The sequence below is a fragment of the Microbacterium sp. P26 genome (assembly GCF_023712585.1).
GTDB lineage: Bacteria > Actinomycetota > Actinomycetes > Actinomycetales > Microbacteriaceae > Microbacterium > Microbacterium algihabitans_A.
Genome location: NZ_JAMAXZ010000002.1, coordinates 237,978 through 263,614 on the forward strand (window position 1 = coordinate 237,978; position 25,637 = coordinate 263,614).

Below are 25,637 nucleotides of genomic sequence, written 5' to 3' on the forward strand. Positions count from 1 at the left end.
GAGGGACACACCATGACCGAACCGATCCTGCGTATGTCGGGGATCTCGAAGTCGTTCAACGGCGTGCCGGCCCTGGCCGACGTGTCGATCGACGTGTACCGGGGTGAGGTGCACGCCGTCTGCGGCGAGAACGGTGCGGGCAAGTCGACGCTCATGAAGGTGCTGAGCGGCGTCTACCCGACCGGCAGCTTCGACGGGACGATCACCCTCGAGGGCGAGCAGATGGCCTTCCGCTCGATCAACGACAGCGAGGCCGCCGGCATCGTCATCATCCACCAGGAACTGGCGCTGAGCCCGTACCTCTCGATCGCCGAGAACATCTTCCTCGGCAACGAGAAGTCGCGCCGCGGCGTCATCGACTGGAACGCCACCAACACCGCCGCCGCCGAACTGCTCAAGCGCGTGGGTCTGCGCGAGAATCCGGCGACGAAGATCTTCGAGCTCGGCGTCGGCAAGCAGCAGCTCGTCGAGATCGCCAAGGCGCTGGCCAAAGAGGTCAAGCTCCTCATCCTCGATGAGCCGACCGCCGCGCTCAACGACGACGACTCCGCGCACCTGCTCGATCTCATCGACCAGCTGCGCGCGCAGGGCATCACCTGCATCATCATCAGCCACAAGCTCAAAGAGGTGCTGCGCATCTCCGACCGCATCACCATCATCCGCGACGGTCGCACGATCGAGACGATGTTGCGCGACGACCCCGAGACCGACGAGGGGCGCATCATCCGCGCCATGGTCGGCCGCGACCTGAACAGCCTCTTCCCGCCGCGCGAGCCCGACATCGGCGAAGAGCTGTTCCGCGTCGAGAACTGGACCGTGCACCACCCGGTCGACACCGAGCGCGTGGTCATCGACGACGCCTCGTTCATGGTGCGCGCGGGAGAGATCGTCGGCTTCGCCGGTCTCATGGGCGCCGGCCGCACCGAGCTCGCGATGAGCATCTTCGGCCGCATGTACGGCACCGGCATCTCGGGTGAGGTCTACAAGAACGGCAAGGCCATCGACGTGCGCACGGTCGACGCCGCGATCAAGCACGGCATCGCCTACGCCACCGAGGACCGCAAGAAGTACGGTCTGAACCTCATCGGCGACATCCAGGTCAACGTCTCGGCATCCGCCCTCGCCCGTCTCGCGCGCCTCGGCGTCGTCGACCGGTACCGCGAGTACAAGGTCGCCGACTCGTACCGCTACAAGATGAACATCAAGGCGCCCAGCGTCGCGGCGATCACGGGGCGGCTCTCGGGCGGCAACCAGCAGAAGGTCGTGCTGTCGAAGTGGATGTTCACCGGACCCGACGTGCTGATCCTCGACGAGCCGACCCGCGGCATCGACGTGGGCGCGAAGTACGAGATCTACGGAATCATCAACGAACTCGCGGCCCAGGGTAAGGCCGTCATCGTCATCTCGTCGGAGCTGCCCGAGGTCATCGGCCTCTCCGACCGTATCTACACCATCTCCGAGGGACGCATCACGGCCGAGGTCAGCCGCGACGACGCGACCCAGGAGACGCTCATGCGGCACATGACCGCCGGAAGGAACTGAGAGCAATGGCCACCGCATCCACCCAGACGGTCGAGGCGCCGACGCAACCGGGGCCGCGCCGTCGCGGCATCCTGTCGCGCATCAACTTCCGTCAGTTCGGCATCCTCGCCGCCCTCGTCATCATCATCGCGCTGTTCCAGGTGCTCACCGGCGGCCGTTTGCTGCTGCCGGGCAACGTCAACAACCTCATCCAGCAGAACGCCTACGTGCTGATCCTCGCGATCGGCATGGTCATGGTCATCATCGCCGGGCACATCGACCTCTCGGTCGGCTCGGTCGTGGCGATGGTGGGTGCGATCGCGGCGATCGCGATGAATCAATGGGGTCTGCCCTGGTACCTCGCGGTCGTCCTCTCGCTCGTCGTCGGCGCGATCGTCGGCGCGTGGCAGGGATTCTGGGTCGCGTTCGTCGGCATACCCGCCTTCATCGTCACCCTGGCCGGCATGCTGCTGTTCCGCGGTCTCACCCTGGTGCTGCTCACCGGCGGCACGATCAGCGGTCTGCCCGACAGCTTCACGGCGATCGGCGCCGGGTGGCTGCCGCCGTTCCTCGGCTACCTCGGCAACTGGGACGCCCTGACGCTCCTGCTGGGCGCGCTCGCCAGCGTGCTGCTCATCGTGCAGCAGCTGCGCACCCGCGCGACCCTGCGCCGACTCGAGCTGCCGCGGGAGGTGGCGTGGTCGTTCTGGCTGAAGAACGCCGCAGCCGTCGTCGTGATCATGGCCGCCGCCTTCACGCTCGCGACCTACAACGGCACCCCGATCGTGCTGATCATCCTCGCCGTGCTCGTGCTGGCGTACACGTTCGTGCTCAACCGCACGACCTTCGGTCGCCACATCTACGCGATGGGCGGCAACCTGTTCGCCGCCGTGATGAGCGGTGTGAAGACGAAGTGGGTCAACTTCTTCATCTTCGTGAACATGGGCGCCCTCGCCGGTCTCGCCGCGGTGGTCAGCACCGCCCGCGCCGGAAGCGCGGTCGCCGCGGCCGGTCAGAACTACGAGCTGGATGCCATCGCGGCGGTGTTCATCGGAGGCGCGGCCGTGCAGGGCGGTATCGGCACCGTGGTCGGCGCGGTCGTCGGTGGCCTGGTGATGGGCGTGCTCAACATGGGCCTGTCGATCCTCAGCGTCGACGCCGCCTGGCAGATGGCCATCAAGGGAATCGTGCTGCTGCTGGCCGTCGCGTTCGACATCTTCAACAAGCGGCGCAACGGCGGTGCGTGATCGGATGGGGAGCGCGGCCCCGGGGCCCGCTCCCCATCCGCTTCACCCGCTGATCCGCTTTCGGTGTCGTCGCGTCGTGATGCGATGATGGGGGAGGTGCGACCCTCATGACTCCTGCCGTGTTCGAGCCCGCAACCCCGCTCGCGCCGCCGACTGGCCGTACGACGAACGATCTGATCCGTCAGCAGAACCTCGCGTCCGTCCTCTCGCTCCTCCACTCCCGGGGTGCTCTCTCGCGCGCTCAGTTGGGCGCGAGCACCGGCCTGAACCGCTCGACGGTCACCGGCCTGGTGATGGAGTTGACCGAGCTGGGCCTCGTGCGCGAGGCGCCCGGCGGTGAACGCACCGGCAAGGTCGGGCGCCCGACGCTCGACATCGAACCCGAAGACCACGTCGCCGCCCTCAGCGTCCGCGCCGAGCCGCACGCGGTGACCGTCGCCCTGGTCGGTCTCGGCGGCGTCGTGCACGCGCGGCTGCGTCACGACACCGCGAGCGCCCCCTCGCCTCGGCGCTTCGTGCAGATCGTCGCGTCGTCGGTCGAGGCGATGCGCGCCGACATCGACCGCCACTATCGCGTGGTCGGCGCGGGTCTTGCGGTACCGGGGCTCGTCAACGCCAACGGCTCGGTGCTCGTCTCGCCGACCCTCGGCTGGAGGCGGGATCCCGTTTCGGCCCGCTTGAGCGACGAGCTCGGCATGCCGGTGACCGCGGGCAATGACGCCAGCATCGGCGCCCTCGCCGAGTCGCGCTTCGGCGTCGGAGTGGGGGTCGGCAACCTGCTGTACCTCGGCGGCGCGATGCACAGCATCGGCGGCGGCCTGATCATCGACGGAACGCTGCTGCGCGGCACCTCGGGCTACGCGGGCGAACTGGGGCACACCGTCGTCGACCCGCGGGGACGCGCGTGCGTGTGCGGCCGTCGCGGGTGCCTCGAGGCCGAGGTGAGCCTCGACCTGCTCGAGCCGCTGCTGGGCCGCCGCAAGCTCGACGAAGACGAACTCGACGTCGAACTCGGCGTCGCCCGCAATCCGCGGGTGATGACCGAGGTGACGCGGCAGGTCGAGATGCTCTCGCTCGCCCTCACCAACTTCGTCAACGCGTTCGCTCCCGAGACCGTCGTGCTCTCGGGCTATCTCGGCGCCCTGCTCTCGGTCAGCCGCGAGCGCCTGGCCGACGCAGTGCGCGTGCACCCGCTGGGCGCCGAGGGCCGCACGATCCGTCTCGAGCGCGCGCACCTGCGCTCGCGTCTCATGCTGGTGGGACCCGCCGAGCTCGCCTTCGCCGACCTGCTGTCGAACCCGGCCGGCTTCCGCGGCTGACGCGGCGCCTCTCGTATCCCGTCCGTTCACGCGGGCGACCGCGGGCGCCCCTATCGTCTCGGGACGCGGATGCCGTCGGAGCACCGCTCGGGAGGTGCGCGTGGACGTCGGTGAGCTCCGCCGCCGCCCGATCTGGCCGTGGCTCGCGGCGCTGGTCGTGCTCGGCGCGGGGATGCTGGTGCTCGTCGCCCAGGCGCAGGCGCACGCCTCGGCCCAGGAAGAGGCGCAGCGCTGTGCGAGTGCGACCTCGCAGGTGTCGGTGGCCGCGGCATCCGGAACCGACGTCGTCGAGAGCGCGCCGGACCCGGTGGCCGTCGAGGCGGCTGCGGGCGGGGCGGTCATCTCCTCGGTCGTCGCGGCCGATCCCGCGTGGGCTGCGGCCACGGCGGGCAGCACCGGGATTCCCGAGCGGGCCGTGCGCGCGTACGCATCGGCCGCGCTCACGGTGCAGCGCGAGCAGCCCGCGTGCGGACTCGGCTGGACCACCCTCGCGGGGCTCGGCGCCGTGGAATCCGGCCACGGCACGCACTCGGGCGGCACGCTGCGGCCCGACGGGTACCCCGACCCGCCCATCCGGGGGATCGCCCTCGACGGGTCTGCGAGCGCCGCGATCGCCGACACCGACGGCGGACGGTTCGACGGCGATGCCTGGTGGGACCGCGCGGTCGGTCCGCTGCAGTTCATCCCCGCGACGTGGGAGAGGTGGGGCGCCGACGCGAACGGCGACGGCGTGGTCGATCCGAACCAGATCGACGATGCGGCCCTCGCCGCGGCGCGGTACCTGTGCGCGTCGGGTGAGATGACGGATGCCGCAGGCTGGCGCCGCGCGGTGTTCTCGTACAACCACCTCGACAGCTACGTCGACGCCGTCGCCGCCATAGCGAACGCGTACGCGTCCCGTGCGGCGGGTTGATCGGCCTGTCGAGTCTCCCAAACACGCCTCGACCCGGCGGGCTCACGCGGAGTGTCGTGGACACTCACCAGGGGGTGCGTGCAGCGCTCAGCCGCCGAGCACCACGTTCTCGGGCTCCTCGCCGCGCCGCAGATGATCGATCTGGCGGCGCACCAAGCGCGCCATGCGGGGGTGCATGGCATCCGTCGCCCCTCCGACGTGCGGGGCGATGAGCACGCCGTCGAGGCTCCACAGCGGGTGGTCGGCGGGCAGCGGCTCGGGGTCGGTGACGTCGAGCGCCGCGCGGATGCGGCCACGGCGCACGTGGTCGACCAGGGCATCCGTGTCGACGAGCGGACCGCGGCCGACGTTCACGACAAGCGCTCCGTCGGGCAGTGCCGACAGGGCCTCGTCGTCGATGACGTGGCGGGTCGCGTCTCCGCCGGGGAGGGAGGCGATGAGCACGTCGGTGTCGGCGAGCACCTCGAAGAGCTTGCCGAGGGGGAAGACCTCGACCTCGTCCTGCAGGCGGCCGCGCGAGGCGACGGCGCGCAGAGACACCTCGAACGGCTTGAGCCGGGCCGCGATCGCGCGCCCCACACCGCCGAAGCCCAGCAGAGTCACACGCTGATCGGCGAGGCCGGTGGCACCGCCGCCGAGCCAGTCGTGGCGGTCCTGCGCGCGCACGAACTCGGGGATCCGCCGCTGCGCGGCCAGCGCCAGCGCGACGGCGAGTTCGGCGGTCGCGGTCTCGTGCACGCTCGAGGCGTTGGCGAACCGCATGCCGTCGGGCAGGCGCCCCTCGACGTTGTCGTAGCCGATCGACTGCCCCTGCACAAGACCGACCTCGATCTCGGAGAGACGCTCGATCACGCCGTCGATGCCCATGTACGGCGGCACCACGATGTCGAAGCGGTCGCGCGGCGCGGCCGAGGTCATGTCCCACACGACGACCTCGACGCCGTCGGGCAGCTCGCCCAGGTCGTCGCGGAGGCGGTCGGTGGGCACGGACACGAGCAGGGGAGTCGAGGGGGTCACGACAGCGACGCTACCTCCGGCGCGAAGGTGGGATGCGGCACTTGCGTTCGACGGCCGATGTGCACTCCGACCGGTACGTCGTACGCGAGGTATTCGGCGAGCAGCGATTCGGCGTGGTGCTCGAACAGGCGCCGCGAGAGCGCGGCGGCGAGCTTGGTCGCGCCCCCGACGAGCCCTGGGATCTGGTGGCTCAGCATCCCCTGGCTGATGCGCGCGCCGTGGTTGAACATGTGGATCCGTGACAGCGCCGACCGCTCGGGCGAGGTCCGGCTGACGAGGCCGAAGTCGTCGTCGAGGTAGGGGAACGCCGCCAGGCCGGGGTTCTGCGCCGCGGCCTCGGGCGTGAGGCGGTCGCTCCACAACGCGGCATCCGGAGCCACCCCCGCCAGCTCGGGGCGCTGGGTGAGGTCTGCGGCGGTCCCCGTCGCGGCGAACACGACGTCGTAGTTCCGGATGCCGTGCGGCGTGGTCACCGCGATGTCGCTGCCGGTCCACTCGACGTGCTGCCACGGCGACGAGGTGACGAAGCGGAAGGAGTCGAACGCGTGGGCGCGCCAGAGGGCGTTCTGCGTCGCGGGCTGGTCGACGGCCGAGAGGTGCACGTTGAACGCCCACTTCTGCGCGTCGGTGAACGAGCCGTAGTTCTCGATGAGGCCGGCGAACTCCATCCACCGGTACGGGCTCACCTGCGGCATCGCGGGGCGGCGCATGTGCACCTCGACGCTGGCCGCGCCGTGCTCGAGCGCGGTCGCGGCGTTGTCGAACGCGCCGGTCCCCGCGCCCAGCACGCCGATGCGCAGGCCCGCGAGGGCGTCGAAGTCGATGTCGTCGTGGGTGTGGAACACGCGGTCTGCGGGCAGCGACCGCAGCAGCGGCGGAAGGTGGCGGCCGCCGGCGCCCTCGATGCCGGTGGCGAGCACCACGTGGCGGGCGTCGAGCGTCCAGTCGCCGTCGGGCCCGGTGAGATCGAGCTGCAGCGGGTCGTCGGCGCCGGCCGTGCGCAGCGCGGTGACCCGCGTCGAGGCCACCGTCAGAACCGACGACACCTCGCGGTACCACTGCAGGAAGCCGTGCCACGCGGTGGTGGGGAAGTACTCGAGGGCGTTCCACGCCTCGACGCCGTAGACGGCCTCGAACCACGCCCGCGGGCTCACGGCCGGGGTGCCCCACGTGGGCCACGCGATGTCCTTCGGCGTGCGCAGGGTGTGCATGCGGGCGTAGGTGGTCCAGGGGCCGGTCGCATCGGCGGGGGCGGCGTCGATCACCACGACGTCGTCGATTCCGCGACGGCGCAGGCCGCGCGCGAGCACGAGACCCGCCTGGCCCGCGCCCACGATCACCACGGGGTGCACCCGGTCGCGCTCGTCGACCCATGAACGTCCGTCTCCGGCGCTGAGAGCGCTCTGGTGCGCGGCCTCGCGTTCGAGGGCGGCGAGGCGCGCCGCGGCGTCGGGCAGGGGGGTCGGCACGCTCACTCCCCGTCGATCACGACGCGCACGCCGAAGGCGTCGTCGAGGCGGTGGTTGTGGTGGTCGGTGACGTTGGTGTCGTCGAGCTCGAGGTTGACGAAGTCCATGCTCGGCTCGGCGAAGAAGGGACCCGCGTGCCAGGTGCCCTTGCGCATCGTGATGGCGGTGCGCGGCGGAATGCGGAACGCCCGCAGGTCGTCGAGCGTCGGCTCCTCGATCCCGGGAGCGGCGACGGCGATGGTCCACTCGACGTCGCCGACGGCCATGAGCGTCTGCGTGGTCTCGAGGTGGCGCGTCACGCGCACGAACTCGGGGGCCTTGTCGTCGAGGTGCATGAGGTAGAAGCGGGGGATCCCGTTCGAGACGTCGAGCACGGCCTCTTCCGAGGTGAACGGGGTGCCGTCCTCCATGGGGGTCAGCAGCACGCCGAACGGCTCGAAGGCCGAGGCGGTGAGCGGCTCCGCCGACAGGTGGTGGGTGGTGAGGGTGTCGGTCATGGGGTCCTCGCTTCGCGTCGGGTGGATGCCACGAGGCTACGCTTGTCCGACAAGTCTCCCGAGTGCTTGTCCGACAAGTTCACTGAGCGGTTACACCCGCGAAACGCTCAGCCGCGGTGCACGCGCCGGATGAGCGCGTTGCGCAACCCCGCCGGGGCGGGCAGCTGCACCTCGCGCGACCAGTACCCCACGCGGTCGTCGGCGCCGTACCCGCAATACGTCATCTCGATGACCGGCAGACCCGGCCGGGTTTGCAGGGCCTCGGCGCGCTCGGCGTCGAGGGCCACGGCGTCCACCCACATCGTCTCCCACGCCACCTGCACGCTGTTGCCGGCCTCGGCCAGGTCGAACACCGGCCGCTGCGGATCGAGCTTCACCTCACGGGTCACCGGGATGAGGTCCTCGGCGAGGGCGTAGGGCTGATCGTCGACGCTCCACACCTTCACCGTGCGCAGCACCTCGGTGCCGTCGGGCAGATCATCGAAGCGGGAGGGGGCGGATGCCAGCGTGCGGCGCTCCGCCGACACCACCTGCAACCGCGGCTCGTACCCCGCCGCGCGGATCGAGAGGGAGTGGTCGAACTGCTCGTCGATGCGGCGTCCCACCTCGGGCAGGCGCCGGTTGGCGGTGGTGCGGGTGCCCTGCGTGCGGTGGACGTAGCCGCGCTCCTCGAGGCGGATCAGCGCCTCGCGCACCGAGGCGCGGCTCGCGCCGGTCAGCTCCGCCAGGCGCGGCTCCGACGGGAGCGTGTGCTCGTCGGGGTTCCACAGCGCCAGGATGCGGTCGATGACGGGATCTTGATCGGGTGCGCGCACACGCCCATCTTCTCCGATCGGCGCGCGGACGGGTTCACGACGACGGCGACCGCAGGGCGTGCAGGGCGTCGGCCCGGCTCGAGACGCCGAGCTTGCCGTAGATCGAGCGCACCTGCGACTTCACCGTATTGACCGAGACCCCTCGTCGCTGCGAGATCTCCGTCAGCGAGAGGTCGGAGAGCAGCATCCGGGCGAGCTCGCGCTCGGCGGCGGTGAGGTCGATGCGCCGTTCCTTCTGCGAGGGCGCCGTGGGCAGGGGGAGGGCCGCGCGGGCGGAGTCGACCATCACCCGCAGGGCCGGTCGTTCCGCCTCGACGAGGTCGAGCAGGCTCTCGGCCTCGCCGCTGAGGATGAGCAGGAATGAGATCTTCGAGCCGCCGGTGCGCTCGATGAGGGTGAGGGCGGATGCCATGCTCGCGGCGGCCCGCTTGTCGTGGCCGAGACGCAACAGGGCGACGGCGCGGCGGCTCAACAGTGCCGACAGTGGCGAGAGGCAGTGGTCTTCCATCGCGACGCAGGCTTCGGTGGAGTCGAGGAGCTCCTGGTCGCGCCCGAGCTGCAGCAGGACGGTGGCGCGCTGCGATTCGAAGCAGATGGCGTGGCCGGGATGGCTCACCCGATCCGCGATCACAGCGAGGGCCTCGCCGTATTCGCCCTGTACGGTCAGCAGCCCGCTCGTCATGCTCAGGAGTCGCTCGCGCATGAGCCGGTAGCTGCGGGTGCGGCCCGAGCCGTGCAGCAGCTGCCGCGCCTTCGCCAGGGCGATCGCGATGTCGCCCTGCAGCCAGCGTCCGACCACCCGCATCACGCCCGCGGAGAACCTCCAGTAGGGGTCGTCGGGCCGGGCCTGCTCGAGCGCGTCGGCATTCGACAGCAGGGCCGCGGGGTCAGCATGGGCCACCCCGATCAATGATTCCGCGAACAGCAGGCCGTGCGAGATCTCGCTCGCATCCCACCCCTCGCCGTGGAACAGCCCGCGTGCCTCGGCCACGACGACGCTCGCCTCGTCGAACTCGCCGTTGACCGCGAGGGCCTCTGCTTGGGCGGCGAGAGCGCGGAAGCGCTCGGACGGCTCGTCGGCGAACAGCAGTGCTTCGGCGGCATAGCGGACGGCGACCTGCGGCCTGCCGATGGCGTTCAGATACTCCGCGGCGCTCGTGAGAAGCTCCGCTCGCGCCGAGGCTGACATGGAGGCGGGTCGCGTGAGTCGCGCGTCGTCGAAATAGCGCTCGATGAGCGCGATCCCCTCGCCGAGGGCGTCGGTGCGGGCCCGGGCGACGAGCGCCGCCGACAGCAGGCGGGCCTGCGGCTCCGTCCACGCGCGCGGTGCGGGACCCAGGTCGACTTCGGCCAACAGGGCGAGGTGGCGAAGGAGTGGAACCCCTCGGCCGGGCGCGAGGCGGAGCGACGTGTGCACGGCGGCGGCGCGGACGGCTGCGGTCCCGCCCCCGTCGACGTCGCTCATTCCGGTCTCCTCGTCACCGCGCGAGGGAGAACCGTTCCCCCACGAACGTCTTCGAGGATACGTCGATCAAGAGCCGGGTGGCTCAGGCCGAGGCGCCCACCACGGCCGCGATCGCCGACGTGAAGAACCCGAGTCCGTCGACGCCCGAGCGCATCGCCGCGGAGGTGCCGGGGCCGAACCCCGGCTCGACTGCGTGCTCCGGGTGGGGCATGAGGCCGACGACGTTGCCGCGCTCGTTGGTGAGGCCGGCGATGTCGTCGAGCGAGCCGTTGGGGTTGACCCCGAGGTAGCGGAAGGCGACCTGGCCCTCGCCGTTCACGCGGGCCAGGGTCTCGGCATCCGCGATGTATCCGCCATCGGCGTTCTTCAGCGGGATGACGATCTCGTCGCCCTCGGTGAAGTCGCTGGTCCAGGCCGTCGACGCGTTCTCGACGCGCAGGCGCTGGTCGCGGCGGATGAATTGCTGGTGGGCGTTGCGGATGAGGCCGCCGGGCAGCAGGTGCGCCTCGACGAGCATCTGGAAGCCGTTGCAGATGCCGAGCACGGGCATGCCCCTGGCTGCGGCGTCCTTCACCTCGGCCATGATCGGCGCGAAGGCGGCGATGGCGCCGGCGCGGAGGTAGTCGCCGTAGCTGAAGCCGCCCGGCAGCACGAGGGCGTCGACGCCCCGCAGGTCGTGCTCGCCGTGCCAGAGCGCGACGGGCTCGCCGCCGGCGAGACGGATGGCCCGCTGCGCGTCGCGGTCGTCGAGCGAGCCGGGGAAGGTGATGACCCCGATGCGGGCCGTCACTCCACGACCTCGACGTTCACGACGTCTTCGATGACCGCGTTCGACAGCATCTCGTCGGCGAGCTCGCGCGCACGCGCCAGGGTGGCCTCGTCGACCTCGCCCTCGACGGTGAGCTCGAAGCGCTTGCCGATGCGCACGTCGGAGAAGCGGGTCTCACCGAGCCGCGACAGGGCGCCGGCCACGGCCTTTCCCTGGGGGTCGAGAAGCTCGGCCTTGGGCATGACGTCGACGACGATGGTGGGCACTTCAGCTCCAGATGTCGGGTGGCGTTGTGAAGCCCAGTCTACGGGAGGGTGCGCCTCGACCGCAGACGTCGCGGAGCAACGGGGTGAGCGCGCAGGGTGAATGTGGGAGCGCTCCCTTGACCTCTTGGGAGCGATCCCATACTCTCAACCCGACCGCTGAGAGCGCTCCCACAGCAGGCAGGCGAGGGCTCATCGCCGCGGTCGCACCCACCACAAAGGAGTGATCTGTGAATACTCGTGCCCTGCGCCGGACCGCGCTCGTCGCCGCCGTCGCGTCCACCTCCGCCCTCGTGCTCGCCGGCTGCTCCGGCGCCGGTGGCGGCTCCGGAGCCGACGGCGAGGTGACCCTCACCGTCGCCACCTTCAACGATTTCGGCTACACCGACGCGCTCCTGCAGGAGTACATGGACGCGCACCCGAACGTGAAGATCGTGCACAACAAGGCCGCGACCAGCAACGAAGCTCGCGAGAACTACTTCCAGAAGCTCGGCAAGACCGGCCTCGCCGACATCGAGGCCATCGAGGTCGATTGGCTGCCCGAAGTCATGGAGTATGCCGACCTGCTCGCGCCCGTCCCCGACGACCTGAAGAGCCGCTGGCTCGACTACAAGGTCGAGGCCGCCACCAGCCCCGACGGCAAGCTCGTCGGCTACGGCACCGACATCGGCCCCGAGGGTGTCTGCTACCGCTCCGACCTGTTCGCCGCCGCAGGGCTCCCGACCGACCGCGCCGAGGTCGCCAAGATGCTCGAGGGCGACTGGTCGACCTACTTCGCCGCGGGCGACACGTACGTCGCCGCCACGGGCAAGGCCTTCTTCGACTCCGCCGGCGGCACCTACCAGGGCGCGATCAACCAGGTCGAGGCCGCCTACGAGAACCCCGACGACGGCGAGATCACCGCGACCGACAACCCTGACGTCAAGAAGATCTACGACCAGGTGCTCGCCGCCAGCGCCACGCAGTCGGCGCACCTCGGCCAGTGGTCCGACGACTGGTTCGCGGGCCTGTCGAACGGCGCCTTCGCCACCATGCTCTGCCCCGGCTGGATGCTCGGCGTCATCGAGGGCAACGCCCCCCAGGTGAAGGGCTGGGACATCGCCAACGTCTTCCCCGGCGGCGCCGGCAACTGGGGCGGTTCGTACCTGACCGTCCCCGCCAACGGCAAGAACGTCGAAGCCGCGCAGGAGCTCGCCGACTGGCTGACCGACCCCGAGACCCAGGTCAAGGCGTTCGAAGAGGCCGGAACCTTCCCCAGCCAGGTCGACGCCCTGAAGGCCGACGCGCTGCTGACCAACACCAACGCGTACTTCAACAACGCCCCGGTGGGCGAGATGCTCTCCGAGCGCGCCCAGGCCGTGAAGGTCTCGCCGTACAAGGGCAAGTACTACTTCCAGATCAACGACGCCATGCAGAAGGCGCTGACGCGAGTGGAAGACGGAACCCAGAGCGCCGCGGACTCGTGGAAGCAGTGGGCGACCGAGGTCGACGCCCTGTCCTGACCGATGCGGGCGGATGCCGGGGATGCAGCAACGGCCCCTGGCATCCGCCCCTCGTCTCGAGGAGGAGACACCACCGTGACAAGCACACTCGAAAGGCCGTCCCGCCCGGCGGCGGCCCCCGCGGGCGAGCGCCAGCCCCGGCGGCTGGGCTTCGGTCAGCGCCGCAGCGCGTGGGACCTCAAGCTCTCGCCCTACCTCTACATCTCGCCGTTCTTCGTCCTGTTCGCGATCACGGGGCTCTTCCCCATCGCCTACACGGCCGTGATCTCGTTCATGGACTGGGACCTGGTCCGAGGCTCCGGCGAGTTCATCGGCTTCGACCAGTACGCCTGGGTGCTCTCGCAGCCCAAGTTCTGGATCGCCCTGCGCAACACCTTCAGCATCTTCCTGCTCTCCAGCGTCCCGCAGCTGATCGTCGCGATCTTCATCGCCGCGATGCTCGACCAGAACATCCGCGCCAAGACCTTCTGGCGCATGAGCGTGCTCATCCCCTACGTCATGGCCCCCGTCGCCGTGGCGCTCATCTTCAGCAACATGTTCGGCGACCAGTACGGCGTCGTGAACACCACGCTGCAGAACCTCGGCCTTCCGGCCGTCCCGTGGCACTCCGACGCTCTCGCCTCTCACGTGGCGATCGCGACGATGGTCAACTTCCGCTGGACCGGCTACAACACCCTGATCCTCCTCGCCGCGATGCAGGCCATTCCGCGCGAGTTCTACGAGGCCGCGACCGTCGACGGCGCCGGCAAGGTGCGCCAGTTCTTCTCGATCACCCTGCCGAGCCTGAAGCCCACGCTGATCTTCGTGATCATCACCGCCACCATCGGCGGCCTGCAGATCTTCGACGAGCCGCGCATGTACGACCAGAACGGCACGGGTGGGGCCGACAACCAGTGGCTCACGGTGACGCTGTGGCTCTACAACATCGGCTGGGGCGAGTGGAACTTCGGCCGCGCGGCCGCGCTCGCCTGGATCCTCTTCATCATCATCCTCGCGATCGGCGCGATCAACATGCTCGTCACCCGCACGCTCGTGCGCGACGAGGGCACACGCGACCCGCGGTCGCGGCGTGAACGGCGCGCTCAAGCCCGTGCCGCGAAAGACCGTCTCGAGGCGGATGCCGCGCGCCTCGCCACCCCCAGGAAGGAGGCGGGTCGATGACCGCCGTCACCCCGGCCCCCGTGCCCGTGATCGATCGCGACCTGCCCGAGCGAGGGCGGCGTCGTCCGCGTCCCGTGCGCGGATCCCGTCCCGGGTGGATCGTCTATGCGACCCTCGGGGCGGTCCTGCTGGCCAGCGTGTTCCCGTTCTACTGGTCGCTGCTGATCGGTTCGGGCGACGCCTCGACCATCCGCGACGCCAACCGCTCGTGGATCCCCGGAGGGAACTTCTTCACCAACGCCGCCGCGGTGATTGGCGACCAGGCCGTCAACTTCTGGCCCGCGCTGCTGAACTCGATCATCAGTTCCGGCCTGATCGCGGCATCCGTCGTCTTCTTCTCGACCCTCGCGGGGTGGGCGTTCGCGAAGCTGAAGTTCCGCGGCGGGCCGTGGTTGCTGCTGTTCGTGGTCGGCACCATGGCCGTGCCGATGCAGCTGGGCGTCGTGCCGCTGTACATCCTGTTCAGCGAGCTCGGGTGGACCGGTCAGCTCGGGGCCATCATCATCCCCGCGCTCACGAGCGCCTTCGGGGTGTTCTGGATGACGCAGTACCTGCGCCAGGCCGTGCCCGACGAGTTGATCGAGGCCGCGCGCGTCGACGGGGCGAGCTCGTTTCGCACGTTCTTGACGGTGGGTGTGCCCGCCGCTCGTCCCGCCGCGGCGATGCTCGGACTGTTCACGTTCGTCAGTGCGTGGAACAACTTCTTCTGGCCGTTCATCGTGCTCGACCGCCAGAACCCCACGCTGCCGGTGGCCCTGTCGCTGCTGCAGTCCAACTACTTCGTCGACTACTCCATCGTGCTGGCGGGCGTGCTGCTGTCGACGATTCCGCTCCTGGTGTTGTTCGTGTTCGCGGGCAAGCAGCTCGTCAGTGGCATCATGCAAGGGGCGGTCAAGGGATGACCCTTGCGCCCACGGAAGGAACCCGAACCATGTCCGATGCCCGAGCCTTCCCCGAGGGCTTCCTCTTCGGTGCCGCCACGGCGGCCTACCAGATCGAGGGGGCGGCGTTCGAAGACGGCCGCACCGCGTCGATCTGGGACGCCTTCAGCCGCGTGCCGGATGCCGTGATCAACGCCGACAACGGCGATGTCGCGTGCGACCACTACCACCGCTATGCCGGCGACGTGCAGCTGATGAAGCAGCTCGGCCTGCAGACCTACCGCTTCTCGACGTCGTGGTCGCGCGTGCGCCCCGACGGCGGAGCGCTCAACCCGAAGGGCGTCGATTTCTACAAGCGTCTCGTCGACGAACTGCTCGGCGCCGGCATCCTGCCCTGGCTGACCCTCTACCACTGGGATCTGCCGCAGGCGCTGCAGGATCGCGGCGGCTGGACCGTGCGCGAGACGGCTGAGCGCTTCACCGAGTACGCGCTCGACATGCATGACGCCCTGGGCGACCGCGTCGACGTGTGGACGACGCTGAACGAGCCGTGGTGCTCGTCGTTCCTCAGCTACACCGCGGGTGCGCACGCTCCGGGCCACTACTCGCAGGCCGAGGGAATGCTCGCCGCGCACCACCTGCTGCTCGGGCACGGTCAGACCGTGCGTGAGCTGCGCGCGCGCGACGCCTCGCTCAACCTGGGGATCACGCTGAACCTGACGGTGGCGGATGCCGTCGACCCCACCAACCCCGCCGACCTCGACGCCGCACGGCGCATCGACGGGCAGTTCAACCGCTGGTTCCTCGACCCGGTGTTCCGCGGGACCTACCCGGCCGACATCATCAAGGACTTCCGCGACACCGACGCCGAGGCCGTCGCGCGCTGGCAGGAGGCCGTGCAGCCCGGCGACCTCGATGTCATCTCGACGCCCATCGACTCGCTCGGCGTGAACTACTACCACGGTGAGTTCGTGGGGGGCACGCCCCCCGAGGTGGACCCGCCCGCCGGCGATGCCCCCACCCCGCGCCCGATCGGCAAGCCGTTCCCCGCCAGCGAGAACCTGTACTGGCACGACCGCGGCCTCCCGCGCACCAACATGGGCTGGGAGGTGCAGCCCGAGGGGCTCACCCGCCTGCTCGAGCGCGTGAGCGACGAGTACGCGGCCGAGGCCGGCGTGGCGCTGTACGTCACCGAGAACGGCGCGTCGTTTGACGACGAGCCGGTCGCCGAGGCGGGCGAGACCCGCGTGCACGACGCCGAGCGCGTCGAGTTCGTCGAGGCGCACCTGGGAGCGGTGCTGGATGCCGTGGACGAGGGCGTCGATGTGCGCGGCTACTTCTACTGGTCGCTCATGGACAACTTCGAGTGGGCCTGGGGCTACGCCAAGCGCTTCGGCATCGTCTACGTCGACTACGCCACGCAGGAGCGCACGATCAAGGACTCGGGCCTGGCGTATGCGCGGGTCATCGCGCAGCGCGCGCTGGAGCCTGCCGTCGTTCGCTGAGTCGGACGAGCGAGGGCCCGGCCACCCGTCCAGGGGGCCGGGCCTTCGTCGTTGGCGGCGGCGAATCCATCGAGGCGACCCGACCCGCGCGCGTGGTCGTGCGTCGTAGACATACGGTGTAAGTTTGGCCTGTTCTCGTACCCCGGGTGTCGCTGCGCACAGCACTCTCGCCCGCAGTACGCTCGCACTATCGCGCGACCGGTTCCCGCCGGCGCTCGCGCCGAAGCCGTCTCACCGGCCCCCGAAGGAGGGAAGCGTTGGATCTCGCACCCGCGCGGGGCGCCGCCACGATCGAAGAGGTCGCCGCGCGCGCCGGAGTGTCGCGCTCGACCGTGTCGCGCGTCGTCAACGGCTCCACCGCCGTCTCGCCGTCGGCGCTCGAGGCCGTGCGTCGGGCGATCGACGAGCTGCAGTACGTGCCCAACCGCGCGGCGCGTTCGCTCGCCAGCCGGCAGACGCGCGCGATCGCGCTGGTCATCCCCGAGCAGACCGACCGCTTCTTCGGCGACCCGTTCTTCGCCTCGATCGTCGCGGGCATCGGCGAGGTGATCGGCGAGTCCGACTACATCATGAACATGCTGATCGCGAGCGACGACGCCAGCGCCAAGGCGCTCGGCTACCTGCGCAGCGGCAGTGTCGACGGGGCCATCGTCGCCTCGCACCACACGAGCGACACCTTCCTCGACCGGGTGGCCGACGTCGTGCCCGTCGTCTACGGCGGACGCCCCGCGCGCATCCGCGCCGACGACTACTACGTCGACGTCGACAACGTCGAGGGGGGTCGGCTTGCGACCACGTACCTGCTCGACCGCGGGCACCGGCGCCTCGCGACGATCTCAGGACCGACCGACATGCCCGCCGGCATCGACCGTCTCAAGGGCTTCCATGCGGCGATGGCCGAGGCCGGCGTGACCCCCGTCGCCGTGGAGAACGGCGACTTCACCGAGCCGGGCGGCGCGAGCGCGATGACGCGCATCCTCGCGGCGGGAGAGAGGCCCGACGCCCTCTTCGTCGCGAGCGACCTGATGGCGCGCGGCGCCTACGAAGTGCTGCGCGAGAAGGGCATCGAGCCCGGTCGCGACATCGCCGTGATCGGCTTCGACGACTCGGCCGTGTCGACGGCGGTCTCGCCGGCGCTGACCACCGTCCGTCAGCCCTCGCTGACGCAGGGCCGGCACATGGCATCCGTTCTGCTCGACATCCTCGCCGGGCGTCCCGCCGTGCACGCGACGATCCTCCCCACGGAAGTCATCGAGCGCGCCTCGGCGTGAGCCGCCGCGGGTGTTGAAGCGCATCAACGCGGTGCGCCGATCCGTTAGCATCCTTCTCAGAGTCGCAGCGGTCGAAGGAGGCGTTGGTGCAGCAGACGAGGCGGACGCCGAGCATGTCGGACGTCGCGCGCGCTGCCGGAGTGGCGCTGGGCACGGTGTCGAATGTCTTGAACCATCCCGACAAGGTCGCTCCCGCCACTCTCGAGCGAGTGCAGGGGGCGATCGCGCAACTGGGTTTCGTGCGTAACACCAATGCGCAGCAACTCGCCGCGGGGCGATCGCGCAGCATCGGGCTGGTGGTGATCGACATCAGCAACTCGCTCTTCGTCGACATCGCACGTGGCGCTCAGCGCTTCGCGTCCGAGCTGGGAATGAACGTCCTGATGGCCAACAGCGACAACAGGGTGGACCAGCAGCGGGCGGATCTCGACTTCTTCGACGGCGCTCGCGTGGGCGGAATCCTGCTCGCTCCCATGGAGGACGCGGGTGAGGACGTCGCCCGCATCCGCACGCATGGGCGGCCGACCGTCGTGCTGAACTTCGACACGGGACGTAACGACTGCTGCCAGGTGCTCGTCGACAACGAGGAGGTCGGTTACCTCGCCGCGCGACACCTCATCGACAGCGGACGCACCCGGTTGGCGTTCGTCGGCGGCCGAGACTATCTGCAGCCTGTCGCCCTGCGTCGGCGCGGCGTGAGACGCGCTGTCGCCGAAGAGGGAGGGCGCGTCAGTCTGCAGGAGGTGCCGACGGAGAACCTCGATCCGCCGGGAGGGCTCAGGGCGGCCGAGGGGCTGGTGAAGGACGTGCGTCGGGGCAGTCTCGACGGCGTGATCGCGGTCACGGATCTGCTGGCGATGGCGATCATCCAGGTCTTCGGGGCCGAGGGTGTGGAGGTGCCGGGCGATGTCGCGGTGATGGGGTGCGACCACAACTCCGCCGCCTGGGGTGGCATGATTCCGCTGACCTCGGTGCAGATGCAGGGCCTCGACATGGGGCGTGAGGGGCTGCGGCTGCTGCTCGCCGAGATCGACGAAGACCCCGCGGAGCACCGGCACGTCACGACGATGTTGAGGCCGGAACTCGTCGTCCGCGAGAGCACGGTCGGCCGTGAGCGTCCGATGCCCCCTCGGGACTGAAGCGTTTCAAAAAGGAGTTGACGCGTCCTTTCGACCCATGCATAATCCTTTTGAAGCGCTTCAATGAACGAGGCGCATTTTCAAGGAGGAAAAGTGTCCACAGCATTCACGCGCTCGCGCCGCATGGTCGCGATCACCTCGCTCGGTGCCGCCGGGCTCCTCGCCCTCACCGCCTGCGCCGGCGGCGGCGGCGGGTCAGCGGGTGCGACGTCGTTCTCGTTCCTGGTGAACCAGGAGAACACGACCATCCCCGAGCTGCTCACCAGCCTGAGCACCGACCAGTGCAAGGCCGAGAACGACGCTCAGCCGCTCCAGGTCGAGACCGTCCCGCAGACGCAGCTCGACCAGAAGCTGCAGCTGCTCGCCGGACAGAACGCCCTCCCGGTCCAGTACGCGGCAGGTAACGCCCCCGCCCTGACCAAGGAGCTCGCGCAGGGTGGCCAGGTGCTCGACCTGAACAAGACCCTGACCGACCTCGGGGTCATCGACCAGATCGAGCCCGCCGCCATCTCGACCATCGAGCAGCTCTACGGTGGGTTCAACGTGCTGCCGTACCAGTACAACATCGAGGGTGTCTGGTACAACAAGCAGCTGCTGGCCGACAACGGCATCGACGTGCCGAGCACCTGGGACGAGCTCGCGGCCGGTGCGGCGAAGCTGCAGGGTGCAGGAGTCCAGCCCTTCTCCGCCTCCGGCGAGCAGGGATGGCCCATCACTCGCCTCATCAGCGGCTACATCTTCCGCGACCTCGGTCCCGACGCTCTGCAGAAGGTCGCCGACGGCGAAGCCAAGCTCACCGACCCCGAGTACGTCGCCGCCGCTCAAGCCGTCGCCGACCTGGGCGCGAAGGGGTACTTCGGCCAGGGCGTGGGCTCGATCGACTACGACACGGCCTTCAACACCTTCTTGACCGGCAAGGCCGCCTTCTTCTACATGGGCAGCTGGGCGCTGGCGAACTTCGCCGACGAGTCGGCGAACCAGATCGGCTCCGACAACATCGGGTTCATGCCGTTCCCCGACGTCGACGGCGGTGCGGGTGACTCCAGCCAGACTCCGGCGAACGTCGGACTCCCGATGGCTCTATCGGCCAAGGCGTACAACGACAACACCGGCAAGTGGCTGACCTGCATCGCGAACAACTACGGCGCGCAGTCGCTTTCTGAGGCCGACACCATCTCGGGCTTCAAGGTCAACGGCGACGTGCAGGTCGACGATCTCACCAAGCTCGTCCAGGACCGCATCGCGTCGACGCAGGAGTCGGTGCTGTGGTTCGAGGCGCTCTTCAACGCCAAGGCCACGGAGACGAGCCAGAAGAACGCCGCTCAGCTGGTCACCGGTGCGATGTCGGCACAGGACTTCATGGGCCTGGTCCAGGCAGACCTGGGCTGACCCTCCGAGGAGGCGGGGGCCGTTGCGAACGGTCCTCGCCTCCGCCATTCACGCGAAGGAACATCCGCTATGCACAAGGTCCTCGGCGACAAGAGGGCGATCGCGCTTCTGCTCGGCCCGGCGCTGATCGTCTACTCCCTGGTCATGCTCATCCCCGTGGTCTGGTCGCTGGGATACACCCTCTTCGAGGGGAACGCGATCTCGGGCTTCGAATACGTGGGCGTCGACAACCTCGTCCGCCTGTTCAGCGATCCGCGCGTCGGCGAGGCGCTGCGTTTCACCCTGATCTACGCGGTGATCATCACCGCCGGCCAAGTCCTGCTCGGCTATCTCCTCGCGCTGTTCTACGTCTTCATCCTGCGCAACCGCGGGAGCGTCGTGCGCACGCTCGTCTTCTTCCCCGTGATCATCCCGACGGTGGCCGTCGCGCTGATGTTCCAGAAGCTGTTCGAGGTCGCACCCCAGACCGGTCCGGTCAACGGCATCCTGAACCTTTTCGGAATGGAGTCAATCGACTGGTTCGGAAGCCCGGTCAGCGCGATCGTCGTGCTGGTCATCATGGACCTCTGGCGTTCGATGGGCTTCTACGCCGTGCTGCTGTACACGGGGCTCCTCGACATCCCCGACGACATCATGGAGTCGGCGCGACTCGACGGGGCCACCGGGTGGCGCATGGTCCGCAGCATCGTGCTGCCGCTGTCGCTCCCCGTGCTGCTGTCGTCGATCATCTTCTCGATCAACGGCACGCTCAAGGTCTTCGACTCGATCGTCGCGCTCACCAACGGAGGGCCCGGCACGGCCACCACGCCGCTGACCCTCTACATGTTCCAGACGTCGTTCAGCTACGGCGAGTACGGCTACGGCGCCTCTATCGCGCTGTTGCTGACGATGCTCTGCCTGATCGTGACCGTCTTCATCTTCCGGTCGTCGCGACGCGACGTCACGAAGGGCTGATCTCCATGTCCACTGCCACCCTGCCCAAGACCCCGACCTCCGTCGAGCGTGCCCCGCGCCGTGCACCGGTGCGCCGGTCGACGCTGCGGCGCATTCCCGGCTCCATCCTCATCGCGCTCCTCGTCGCGATCGAGGTGCTGCCCCTGCTCTGGCTGCTCATGAACTCTTTCAAGAGCCAGGACGAGTTCCTCAACGCGCCCACCTGGGCACTCCCGCGGGCTTTGAACTTCCAGAACTACGCCGACGCCTGGGTCACCGGCAACATCGGCCAGTATCTCCTCAACAGCGTGCTCGCCGTCTTCCCCGCGCTCTTCCTCATGCTCGTGCTGGGTGTCGCGGCCGGCTTCGTGCTGGAGGTCATGGTCTTCCGGGGACGCGGCGGCATCCTGCTCCTCTTCCTGGCGGGCATCATGGTTCCGGGCCAGATGATCCTCCTGCCGCTGTTCTCGGTGTACTTCCAGGCGGGCATCACGGGCTCGCTGTGGCCGTTGATCATCACGTACACCGCCACCGGTCTGCCGTTGACGGTGTTCATGATGGCGACGTACTTCCGCGCGATTCCGCGGGAGGTCTTCGAGGCATCGACCCTGGACGGCGCCTCGATCTTCCGCTCGTTCCGGTCGGTTGCCCTGCCGATGGCGCGCAACTCGATCGTGACCGTCGGCCTCGTGCAGTTCTTCTTCTTCTGGAACGACCTGCTCATCGCACTGACGTTCACCAACTCCTCGCAGCTGCGGACGGTGCAGGTGGGGCTGTTGAACTTCACGGGGCAGTTCGGCGCGACGCAGTACGGTCCGCTTTTCGCCGCCATCTGCATCAACGTCTTCGGCATCCTGGCCATTTATCTCGTGCTGAACCAGCGCATCATGGCAGGTCTGGCCAGCGGGGCGGTCAAGGGGTGAGCGCGCCGCAACCGGTGCGGAGCGCCGTCATGACCGCGGTCGAGACGACCGTCGTGGAAACGCGCCCGGGGGTGCCCCTCGGCGAGAACGACGTCTTGGTGGAAATCCGATCGGTCGGTGTCTGCGGCTCGGACGTGCACTGGTACCGCGACGGCCGCATCGGAAGCACCGTCGTGACGGCGCCCCTGATCCTCGGACACGAGGCGTCGGGAGTCATCGTGGAAGTGGGGGAGGGTGTTTCGCCGCACCGGGTCGGCAGTCGGGTGGCGCTCGAACCGGGCATTCCCTGCGGGCGATGCGCACTGTGCCGGTCGGGTCGTTACAACCTCTGCCCTGACGTGCGGTTCTTCGCCACGCCGCCTATCGACGGTGCGTTCTGCACCCAGGTCGTGACCTCTTCGGACTTCGCCCACGACGTGCCCGACAGCTTGGACGACGATGAAGCGGCACTCATCGAGCCGCTCGCCGTGGCGCTGTGGGCAGTGCGCAAGGCGTCGGTCGGCATCGGAGACCGTGTCCTGGTCAGCGGAGCAGGTCCGATCGGACTCCTCGTGCTCCAGGTCGCCCGTGCGGCAGGCGCCGAGGTGACCGTCAGCGACGTGGCGCGCGGTCGACTCACCGTGGCGGAGCAATCGGGCGCGACGGACACGATCGAGGTGGGTGCGCGCGAGCTCCCGTCGGGCTTCACGGTGCTCATCGAGTGCTCCGGGGTGGGCGCGGCGGTCCGCGCGGGCATCTCGGCGCTCGCACCCGCCGGTCGCGCCGTGCTGGTGGGCATGTCGGCCGACGGCACGACGTCGCTTCCCCTCGACGTCATCCAGTCCCGCGAGATCACTCTCACCGGCACGTTCCGCTACGCGCATCAGTACCCGGATGCCATCGCCCTGGCGGCGAGCGGGCGCGTCGATCTGCGCCGACTCGTCACCAGCGTCCATCCGCTCAGCGGCGTACACGAGGCGCTCATGCTGCCGGGCCGTGACCCGTCCGCCCTCAAACCCATGGTCCACCCCCAGCAGGATGAGAAGTCCCCCGCATGATCCACGTATCCCCCGTCACGTTCGAGCATCTGCCGCACGCGCTCGGCATCGGTGTCGCCACACCTCGCCTGTCGTGGAAGACCTCCGCTCCGGCCGGGTGGCGCCAGAGCGCGTACGAGCTCGAGCTGTCCGTGCACGGCCGCGTCGAGACAACCGCCCTCATCGCCGACGCCGACTCCGTTCTGCTCGCGTGGCCGTTCTCGCCGCTGCGCTCTCGGGAGCGCGTGAGCGTCAGTGTCCGCGTGCACGGGGAGGACGGCTCGGTTTCGGAATGGTCGCCGTCCGCCCCCGTTGAGGCGGGCCTTCTCGAAGAGCACGATTGGGTCGCATCAGTCGTCGGGCCCGACTGGGCTGAAGACGCGGAGGCCTTGCGGCGACCCCCGCGCGTGCGTCGGAGATTCGACCTCGACGGCACGATCGTGAGCGCTCGCCTCTACGCCACCGCGCACGGACTGTACGAGGTCGAGATCAACGGTCGTCGCGTCGGAGACGACGCGTTGTCCCCGGGGTGGACCGTGTACGGAGAGCGGCTGAGGTACTACACCTACGACGTGACAGGGCATCTCGTGTCCGGGGCGAACACCGTCGGCGCGTGGCTCGCCGACGGCTGGTATCGCGGCCGTCTCGGCTTCCATGGCGGATACCCGAATCTCTACGGCAGCGACATCGGGCTGATCGCACAGCTGGAGGTCGAATACGTCGACGGCCGCCGAGAGGTCATCGCGACCGACGACAGCTGGGAGGTCGCGCCGAGCCCCATCCTGACCACAGGTCTCTACGAGGGCGAACGGTACGACGCTCGTCTTCACCGCGCAGATTGGGCCGGCGCGTCAGACCCGTCGTGGCGACCCGCGAGGGCGCTACCCGTCGACCACGCCACCCTGGTCGCGCCCGAAGGTGCACCCGTGCGGTGCACCGAGGAGCTCGCTCCCGTCTCGGTCGAGCGCGCGGCATCCGGTGCGTGGATCCTCGACTTCGGGCAGAACATCTCCGGGCGGCTGCTCCTGCAGGTGCGCGCCGAAGCCGGACGGGAGATCACGATCCGCCACGCCGAGGTGCTCCAGGACGGGGAACTGTACACGCGACCGCTACGCGGCGCTGCGGCGACGGACGTGCTGGTCACCGATGGTGGTCCGCTCGCGTGGGAGCCGCGTTTCACCATCCACGGCTTCCGCTACGCCGAGATCAGCGGCTGGCCGGGTGAGATCGAAGCAGGTGCCGTCGTTGCGCGGGTTTATCACACCGACATGGAGCGCACGGGCTGGTTCGAGTCGTCCGACGCGCTCCTGAACCGTCTGCACGAGAACGTTCGGTGGTCGATGCGCGACAACTTCGTCGACATCCCCACGGACTGCCCCCAGCGCGACGAACGTCTGGGATGGACCGGCGACCTGCAGGTGTTCGCCCCGGCGGCGTCGTACCTGTACGACTGCTCCGGGATGCTCCGCTCGTGGCTGCGCGACGTGGCCGTCGAGCAGCTCCCCGACGGGACCGTGCCCTGGTACGTCCCGGTCATCCCCGGCGGCGACGAGTGGACGCCGATCCGCCCCGGTGCGGCGTGGGGCGACGTGGCGGTCCTGACCCCGTGGACCCTCTATCGGCAGTTCGGCGACGTGCACATCCTCCGTGACCAGTACGACTCGGCCCGTCGGTGGGTTGATCTGGTCACCCGGCTGGCTGGGCCCGACCGGTTGTGGAACTCCGGATTCCAGCTGGGCGACTGGCTCGATCCCGCGGCCCCGCCTCACGATCCCGCAGATGCCACCACCGATCGGTATCTCGTGGCGACGGCCTACTTCGCCTGGTCCAGCAGCCACCTCGCCAAGATGGCGGAGGTGCTCGGCAACGACGAGGACGCTCGGCGATACCGCCGTCTGGCAGAAGAGGTCAAGGATGCTTTCCGTCGCGAGTACGTGGCCGCCTCGGGCCTTCTGACCAGCGACGCGCAGACCGCCTACGCCCTCGCCATCGAGTTCGATCTGGCCGACGGCGCGGAGGAGATCGCACGCTGGGGTCAGCGCCTGGCTGATCTGGTTCGTCAGGGCGGCAACCGGATCGCAACCGGGTTCGCCGGAACACCGCTGATCACCGACGCGCTGACCCATTCGGGGCACGTCGATGTCGCATATGACCTCCTCTTCGAGCGGGAATGCCCGTCGTGGTTCTACACGGTGCTCTCCGGAGGAACGACGACCTGGGAGCGATGGGACAGCCTGCTCCCCGATGGCACGGTGAATCCCGGCGGGATGACCTCGTTCAACCACTTCGCCCTGGGCGCGGTGGCGGATTGGATACACCGGACCGTGGGGGGACTGGCCCCGATCGACCCGGGCTATCGTCGGATCGCCTTCCGACCGCAGCCAGGCGGCGGTCTCACCTTCGCGCGCGCAGCCCACGAGACGCCCTATGGGCGGGCCGCGATCGATTGGCACCTCGACGAGGGGGAGCTGAGTGTGAGAGTCGTCGTCCCGACGGGAGCGACGGGCGTGGTCGAGCTCCCAGGTGGCGAGAGCATCGAGGTCGGATCCGGCGTCCATACCTACACGACCTCGTCGCAGATCCCCGCGACGGTCTGACGCCGCGCGGGTGACGCGGAGGCCA

Annotated in this window: 22 protein-coding genes; 15 read left to right on the forward strand and 7 right to left on the reverse strand. The window is 69.2% G+C overall.

Annotated elements, in window-relative coordinates; all coding sequences use genetic code 11:
• Positions 1-12: 12 nt before the first annotated feature.
• The 4 genes from mmsA to M3667_RS04785 all read left to right on the forward strand — a co-directional run bounded on the left by mmsA (position 13) and on the right by M3667_RS04785 (position 5,000).
• Positions 13-1,542, forward strand: coding sequence for a multiple monosaccharide ABC transporter ATP-binding protein (gene mmsA, locus M3667_RS04770; protein ID WP_251505698.1), 1,530 nt, complete (start codon positions 13-15; stop codon positions 1,540-1,542).
• 5 nt (positions 1,543-1,547) lie between these two features.
• On the forward strand, positions 1,548-2,768 hold the full coding sequence (gene mmsB / locus M3667_RS04775) for a multiple monosaccharide ABC transporter permease (protein ID WP_144830375.1): 1,221 nt from the start codon (positions 1,548-1,550) through the stop codon (positions 2,766-2,768).
• Between the two features lie 107 nt (positions 2,769-2,875).
• Entirely contained in the window at positions 2,876-4,087 is a 1,212-nt protein-coding gene (locus M3667_RS04780) for an ROK family protein (RefSeq protein ID WP_251505700.1), read from the forward strand.
• Positions 4,088-4,187: 100 nt separating this feature from the next.
• Positions 4,188-5,000, forward strand: a complete 813-nt coding sequence (locus M3667_RS04785; RefSeq protein WP_251505701.1) for a lytic murein transglycosylase — start codon at positions 4,188-4,190, stop codon at positions 4,998-5,000.
• An 87-nt stretch (positions 5,001-5,087) separates the two neighbouring features.
• On the opposite strand, the gene M3667_RS04790 is transcribed toward M3667_RS04785, so the two are convergent.
• The 7 genes from M3667_RS04790 to purS form a co-directional block, all read right to left on the reverse strand.
• Positions 5,088-6,017, reverse strand: coding sequence for an NAD(P)-dependent oxidoreductase (locus M3667_RS04790; RefSeq protein ID WP_251505703.1), 930 nt, complete (start codon positions 6,015-6,017; stop codon positions 5,088-5,090).
• Positions 6,014-7,486 (reverse strand): NAD(P)/FAD-dependent oxidoreductase, encoded by a 1,473-nt coding sequence (locus M3667_RS04795; protein ID WP_251505705.1) that lies wholly within the window; start codon positions 7,484-7,486, stop codon positions 6,014-6,016. Before M3667_RS04795 ends, M3667_RS04790 begins: the two co-directional genes overlap by 4 nt.
• 2 nt (positions 7,487-7,488) lie before the next feature.
• Positions 7,489-7,983: an ureidoglycolate lyase gene (locus M3667_RS04800; protein ID WP_251505707.1), complete on the reverse strand. Its 495-nt coding sequence runs from the start codon at positions 7,981-7,983 to the stop codon at positions 7,489-7,491.
• Positions 7,984-8,090: 107 nt separating this feature from the next.
• The gene (locus M3667_RS04805) at positions 8,091-8,798 is read right to left on the reverse strand and encodes a GntR family transcriptional regulator (RefSeq protein ID WP_251505709.1); all 708 of its coding nucleotides are present in this window, start codon (positions 8,796-8,798) and stop codon (positions 8,091-8,093) included.
• A gap of 34 nt (positions 8,799-8,832) precedes the next feature.
• The gene (locus M3667_RS04810) at positions 8,833-10,263 is read right to left on the reverse strand and encodes a LuxR family transcriptional regulator (protein WP_251505710.1); all 1,431 of its coding nucleotides are present in this window, start codon (positions 10,261-10,263) and stop codon (positions 8,833-8,835) included.
• An 82-nt stretch (positions 10,264-10,345) separates the two neighbouring features.
• Positions 10,346-11,053 (reverse strand): phosphoribosylformylglycinamidine synthase subunit PurQ, encoded by a 708-nt coding sequence (gene purQ, locus M3667_RS04815; RefSeq protein WP_251505711.1) that lies wholly within the window; start codon positions 11,051-11,053, stop codon positions 10,346-10,348.
• Positions 11,050-11,298 (reverse strand): phosphoribosylformylglycinamidine synthase subunit PurS, encoded by a 249-nt coding sequence (gene purS, locus M3667_RS04820; protein WP_251505713.1) that lies wholly within the window; start codon positions 11,296-11,298, stop codon positions 11,050-11,052. The genes purQ and purS overlap by 4 nt, the downstream gene beginning before the upstream one ends.
• Positions 11,299-11,525: 227 nt before the next feature.
• Between purS and M3667_RS04825 the strand changes: the two genes are divergently transcribed.
• The 11 genes from M3667_RS04825 (at position 11,526) to M3667_RS04880 (ending at position 25,612) form a co-directional block, all read left to right on the forward strand.
• Positions 11,526-12,797, forward strand: a complete 1,272-nt coding sequence (locus M3667_RS04825) for an ABC transporter substrate-binding protein (RefSeq protein WP_251505715.1) — start codon at positions 11,526-11,528, stop codon at positions 12,795-12,797.
• A 75-nt stretch (positions 12,798-12,872) separates the two neighbouring features.
• Positions 12,873-13,958 carry a carbohydrate ABC transporter permease gene (locus tag M3667_RS04830; RefSeq protein ID WP_251505718.1) on the forward strand — a complete coding sequence of 362 codons (1,086 nt, stop codon included), beginning with the start codon at positions 12,873-12,875 and terminating at the stop codon, positions 13,956-13,958.
• Positions 13,955-14,860 (forward strand): carbohydrate ABC transporter permease, encoded by a 906-nt coding sequence (locus tag M3667_RS04835; protein ID WP_251505721.1) that lies wholly within the window; start codon positions 13,955-13,957, stop codon positions 14,858-14,860. The genes M3667_RS04830 and M3667_RS04835 overlap by 4 nt, the downstream gene beginning before the upstream one ends.
• A 29-nt stretch (positions 14,861-14,889) precedes the next feature.
• Positions 14,890-16,344 (forward strand): glycoside hydrolase family 1 protein, encoded by a 1,455-nt coding sequence (locus M3667_RS04840; RefSeq protein WP_251505724.1) that lies wholly within the window; start codon positions 14,890-14,892, stop codon positions 16,342-16,344.
• A 257-nt stretch (positions 16,345-16,601) separates the two neighbouring features.
• Positions 16,602-17,615, forward strand: coding sequence for a LacI family DNA-binding transcriptional regulator (locus M3667_RS04845; protein ID WP_251505727.1), 1,014 nt, complete (start codon positions 16,602-16,604; stop codon positions 17,613-17,615).
• Between the two features lie 86 nt (positions 17,616-17,701).
• A complete protein-coding gene (locus M3667_RS04850; protein ID WP_251505730.1) occupies positions 17,702-18,754 on the forward strand; it encodes a LacI family DNA-binding transcriptional regulator in 1,053 nt (350 codons plus the stop codon).
• Positions 18,755-18,847: 93 nt separating this feature from the next.
• A complete protein-coding gene (locus M3667_RS04855) occupies positions 18,848-20,143 on the forward strand; it encodes an extracellular solute-binding protein (protein ID WP_251505736.1) in 1,296 nt (431 codons plus the stop codon).
• Between the two features lie 69 nt (positions 20,144-20,212).
• On the forward strand, positions 20,213-21,097 hold the full coding sequence (locus M3667_RS04860; protein WP_251505738.1) for a carbohydrate ABC transporter permease: 885 nt from the start codon (positions 20,213-20,215) through the stop codon (positions 21,095-21,097).
• A gap of 5 nt (positions 21,098-21,102) precedes the next feature.
• Positions 21,103-21,999 carry a carbohydrate ABC transporter permease gene (locus M3667_RS04865; protein ID WP_251505740.1) on the forward strand — a complete coding sequence of 299 codons (897 nt, stop codon included), beginning with the start codon at positions 21,103-21,105 and terminating at the stop codon, positions 21,997-21,999.
• 29 nt (positions 22,000-22,028) lie between these two features.
• Positions 22,029-23,036, forward strand: coding sequence for an NAD(P)-dependent alcohol dehydrogenase (locus M3667_RS16755; protein WP_285837452.1), 1,008 nt, complete (start codon positions 22,029-22,031; stop codon positions 23,034-23,036).
• Complete coding sequence (locus M3667_RS04880) at positions 23,033-25,612, forward strand: glycoside hydrolase family 78 protein (protein WP_251505744.1); 2,580 nt, start codon at positions 23,033-23,035, stop codon at positions 25,610-25,612. The genes M3667_RS16755 and M3667_RS04880 overlap by 4 nt, the downstream gene beginning before the upstream one ends.
• The last annotated feature ends 25 nt before the right edge of the window (positions 25,613-25,637 follow it).

Bases quoted from the DNA above. Each gene is read 5' to 3' on its own strand.
- mmsA (WP_251505698.1), top strand. From the start codon at position 13: ATGACCGAACCGATCCTGCGTATGTCGGGGATCTCGAAGTCGTTCAAC.
- mmsB (WP_144830375.1), top strand. From the start codon at position 1,548: ATGGCCACCGCATCCACCCAGACGGTCGAGGCGCCGACGCAACCGGGG.
- M3667_RS04780 (WP_251505700.1), top strand. From the start codon at position 2,876: ATGACTCCTGCCGTGTTCGAGCCCGCAACCCCGCTCGCGCCGCCGACT.
- M3667_RS04800 (WP_251505707.1), bottom strand. From the start codon at position 7,983: ATGACCGACACCCTCACCACCCACCACCTGTCGGCGGAGCCGCTCACC.
- M3667_RS04810 (WP_251505710.1), bottom strand. From the start codon at position 10,263: ATGAGCGACGTCGACGGGGGCGGGACCGCAGCCGTCCGCGCCGCCGCC.
- M3667_RS04835 (WP_251505721.1), top strand. From the start codon at position 13,955: ATGACCGCCGTCACCCCGGCCCCCGTGCCCGTGATCGATCGCGACCTG.
- M3667_RS04840 (WP_251505724.1), top strand. From the start codon at position 14,890: ATGTCCGATGCCCGAGCCTTCCCCGAGGGCTTCCTCTTCGGTGCCGCC.
- M3667_RS04860 (WP_251505738.1), top strand. From the start codon at position 20,213: ATGCACAAGGTCCTCGGCGACAAGAGGGCGATCGCGCTTCTGCTCGGC.
- M3667_RS04865 (WP_251505740.1), top strand. From the start codon at position 21,103: ATGTCCACTGCCACCCTGCCCAAGACCCCGACCTCCGTCGAGCGTGCC.
- M3667_RS16755 (WP_285837452.1), top strand. From the start codon at position 22,029: ATGACCGCGGTCGAGACGACCGTCGTGGAAACGCGCCCGGGGGTGCCC.
- M3667_RS04880 (WP_251505744.1), top strand. From the start codon at position 23,033: ATGATCCACGTATCCCCCGTCACGTTCGAGCATCTGCCGCACGCGCTC.